3 protein-coding genes are annotated in these 4,299 nt (G+C 33.5%); 1 reads left to right on the top strand and 2 read right to left on the bottom strand.

Features of this window, described 5'->3' with window-relative positions; genetic code table 11:
- The first annotated feature begins 195 nt into the window (after nucleotides 1–195).
- Entirely contained in the window at nucleotides 196–870 is a 675-nt protein-coding gene (locus N3C_RS14490; RefSeq protein WP_074366704.1) for a Crp/Fnr family transcriptional regulator, read from the top strand.
- Between the two features lie 157 nt (nucleotides 871–1,027).
- Here N3C_RS14490 and N3C_RS14485 read toward each other — a convergent pair whose 3' ends face one another.
- Nucleotides 1,028–2,323: a cytochrome c biogenesis protein/redoxin gene (locus N3C_RS14485; protein ID WP_074366703.1), complete on the bottom strand. Its 1,296-nt coding sequence runs from the start codon at nucleotides 2,321–2,323 to the stop codon at nucleotides 1,028–1,030.
- A 118-nt stretch (nucleotides 2,324–2,441) separates the two neighbouring features.
- Nucleotides 2,442–4,142, bottom strand: a complete 1,701-nt coding sequence (locus N3C_RS14480) for an FAD-dependent oxidoreductase (protein ID WP_074366702.1) — start codon at nucleotides 4,140–4,142, stop codon at nucleotides 2,442–2,444.
- Nucleotides 4,143–4,299: the final 157 nt, after the last annotated feature.

Raw genomic sequence — 4,299 nt, 5'->3', positions numbered from 1 at the left:
TTAATATGATTCGTAAAACTCTTCTTACGAATGAATATCTAGAAAAGCTTGATGAAGCTGTTGCCTTATTCAACATCTCTCAAAAGAATTAGTTACAGAGTTATTGTTTACTTATAAAGAATGGAGTATACTAATCATCTAAAGTGCAAAGTTAAGATAAAAATATTACTCATGAATGTCCATTGGAGGAAGAAGATGTTAGATAAAAATGAATTAACATATGTCCAATCTCATTTGGATTTTTGGGATAAATTAACCCCTACACAAAGAAGAATAGTTGAAAATAATATTGTGAAAGCAGCTTATTCAGATGGCTACAATTTATATAGCAGCGACAATGAATGCCGTGGTGTTATACTTGTTAAACAGGGTGGCTTACGGGTTTATATCTTATCAGAAGATGGTCGAGAAGTTACCTTATATCGTCTATCGCCAGGAGATATATGTATCCTGTCCGCTTCCTGTGTTTTAAAAAATATCACCTTTGATGTCCATATAGATGTTGAGGGACATACTGAATTATATATTCTGAAAATAGATGTATTTAGTAAGTTGTGTGAAGATAATGTTTATGTTGAGAACTTTGCCTATAAGAATGCCATTGATCGTTTTTCCGATGTAATGTGGGCAATGGAACAGATTCTTTTTATGAGCTTTGATAAGAGACTTGCTATCTTCTTATTAGATGAAATGGCAAAATCAAATTCTTCTGTTCTTAATATTACCCAAGAGCAAATAGCAAAATATATTGGAAGCGCCCGAGAAGTTGTATCTAGGATGTTAAAAATATTCCAAGCTGATGGAATTCTTAAGCAATCAAGAGGTGTTATACACATTCTAGATAAAGAAAAATTAAGACGACTTGTGTAACTTGCTTTTAATAATTAAAAGAGCAAGAAAAGAAGTAAATCCTTCCTTTCTTGCTCTATTAACAAGATTTATAAAAATTTTAAAATTATCAAGCCATGCAATTTCAGTGAATCTAACTGCATCAGTGCATCTTTTAAAGTAATTTAAGATGATTTCTCTACTTTGATCCTTTAAGAGTTTCTTCAATGACATTTAACATAATATCTTTGGTCATCATACCTGGAACATATCCATAGATGTTTCCTTCCTTATCAATCATAAAGGTTGTTGGGAAGGCTGATATATTGTAATTATGCAGCACTTCTCCACTTTCATCAAATACTGTTGGAAAGCTGTATCCATTCTCTTCTAAAAACGAAATTATATCATCTTTTTCAACATCCTGATTATTGGGATAGTCTTTACTGGAAGGATTAGCAACTCCTAAAAATACAACTTCATCCTTATTGAAATTATATTCCTTATACAATTCCTCAATATCTGGCATCTCCTTCCTACAAGGTGGACACCAAGTTGCCCAAAAGTTTAGAAATACCACCTTTCCTTTATAATCTGAAAGTGTATGTTCATTGCCATATTGGTCTGTTAAGGTAAAATCAAAGGCTGGAATTGTAGGTCTTTTTTTATCTGTATCGCTTTTACCTTCTGAGCTCTTGTCATTATTTGACGCAGAATCCTTATTACCACTTGAATTACGATCTTCCACTTGCCCCTTATTTAAATTCTTACTGCTGCTAGAATTCAGATATCCCGATATGCCATTCATCCATCCTGTTAATATCATTATTCCCATGATAATGAGAATGGCTCCACCGATTTTCACCGTATATTTAATAAGCTTTCTTTTGGCTTTTAAGAAATTTAAAGCCTGGCTGGTAAATAAACCAAGGATTAGAAATGGGATTAAGAAACCTATGGCATATACAAATACCAGCATGTATCCTGCAAAAGATGTTTTAGCTCCTGAGGCCATAATCAAAACAGAAGATAAGGCAGGTCCTATACAAGGTGTCCAAGCAAAACTAAAGGTAAATCCCATTATGATAGCAATTAAAGGATTCATCTCCTTATTCATCAAATTCATATGAATTTTTCTTTCTCTCTGCAAGAAGGTAAAGTCTAAAACACCTATTTGAAACAATCCTAATAAGATGATTAAGATTCCACCAGCTCTAGTAAAGAGCAGCTTATGACTGTTGAAAAACCTACCAAGAGTTGTAAAAGATATACCTAAGATAAAGAAGCTAAAAGATATACCTAAGATAAAGAACAGGGTGTGGAGAAATACTTTTTTTCTATCATATGTAATGGTACCATCATCATCAACCTTCTTGCCTCCTCCAGCCAGATATCCCATATAAAGAGGTATTAAGGGGATAACACAAGGTGAGAAAAAGGATAATAATCCTTCTAAAAACACCAATATAAAACTAACATTATTTGCTCCTAACATTCCATCTCTCCTTTATAATACATTGACCCATTCCATCAATCTATTCATAAATATCTGTATCTAATCACTAATAGACCTAGGAATGGGCTGCTTTAACAATAACTATTTTTAGAATTACTTATCTAAAGTTGTATTCTGTTACTATAGGTTCTCTATTAGAAACTTTGTCGTTATAGTATTCATAAAATGATAAGCCTAAAAAGCTACCAGTTATATTAATAATATTATCAAAACCTATATTTTGTAAAGCTAAAGTTGCATTATAGCTTCTCTGTCCAGTTCTGCAGTGCAAATAAACTGGCTTATCTCTTGGAATTTCATTGATTCTATGCCGTAGTTCACTTAAAGGTATGTTAATGGCACCCTTTATATGACCTCTCTTATATTCATGTGTTTCCCTAACATCTATAATAGTACTGCCTTTTTCAACCAATTCTCTTACCTTATCAACATTTACTTGCTTATAAGCTCCATTTAGAAGATTTGATCCAACATAACCAGCATAATTCACAATATCTTTTGCTGTTGAAAATGGTGGGGCATAGCTTAATTCTAAATCTTTTAAGTCTTCTACAGTTCCACCGTACTTTATTGCAGTAGCAATAATATCAATTCGTTTTGTTACATCACCTTTACCGATTGCTTGAGCTCCTAAAATTTTTCCTGTAGGCACTTCAAATAGTAGTTTAAAATGCATTGGTGCTGCATCTGGCATAAGTCCTACCTTATCAGATAAAATAATCCGAACTATATCATAATCAATATTCATGTTAAGAGCTTTAATTAAGCCTTCATTCAATCCTGTAGATGCTCCATTATATTCAAACACCTTTATGGCTGATGATCCTATATATCCTTTATTTAATGTAGTCTTACCATTGATATGATCAGCAACAGATCTTGCTTGTTTTAACGCTGGACCTGCTAAAGATATCTTTGTCTTAGTATGAGTTAAGGCATGATAAACTTCGATAGCATCACCTACAGCGTAGATATCAGGATCACTGGTTTGATAATTCTTATTTACTGCAATTGCACCTGTTTCTCCAATTTGTAAACCAGCTTCCTTAGCCAGATATGTTTCTGGTGTCACACCAATAGCCATAACAACTGCACTAGTATCCACAGCTTTACCAGAAGCTAAGATTACTTTATTCTTTTCAAACCTTTCAACCTTATCACCTAAAATCAAGTCTACTTGATGATCCATTAATACTTTATGGAAAATCTGAACCATATCATAATCAAAAGGTCTTAGGATTTGATTTGCTGCTTCTATTAAGGTAACCTTATATCCCCCTTCACTAAGATTTTCCGCAACTTCTACACCAATAAACCCTCCGCCGATTACCGTAATGTCCTTAGAGGGCATTTCCTTTGCAAATTCCTTCAACCGGGCTATATCAACCACATTTCTCACTGTAAATAAATTAACCAGATCAATACCCTCTAGCTTTGGTACAATGGGTGATGCTCCTGGAGATAATATAAGCTTATCATAAGTTTCGGTATACTCTTCTTCCTTATCAGTCCTCTTTACTCTCACAGTTTTATTCAGCCTATCAATGGATATTACTTCAGAATTTACCCTTGCATCAATATTGTATTGCTTTAAAAACAGTTCAGGATCCATAAGCACTAAGTCCTCTGCTTCTTCCACAACTCCACTTAAATAATATGGAAGAGAGCAATTTGAGAAGGAAACATGAGGTCCCCTTTCGAACATAATTATCTCATCTTCCTCGCTATGTCTTCTAAGCCTTGCAGCTGCAGAAGCTCCACCAGCCACTCCTCCAATAATTAAGATTTTCTTTTTCATAACGTTCCCCCCTATTTTCTTTTGGTACTGTCAAAGTTTTTTATATATCTAAGACAGCTACCATTTGATTTTACTTAATTTTTATATAAATAACTTGCCACCCCCTAAAAGTTCGTGTATTTTGAATTTGCAGTAAACAAAATTAACAACCTTAAAA

Origin of the sequence: Clostridium sp. N3C, from assembly GCF_900095445.1 — a bacterium.
Taxonomy (GTDB): Bacteria; Bacillota; Clostridia; order Clostridiales; family Clostridiaceae; genus Clostridium_AU.
The sequence above is the reverse complement of the archived record's forward strand: the minus strand, read 5'-3'. Positions and strand labels throughout refer to the sequence as shown.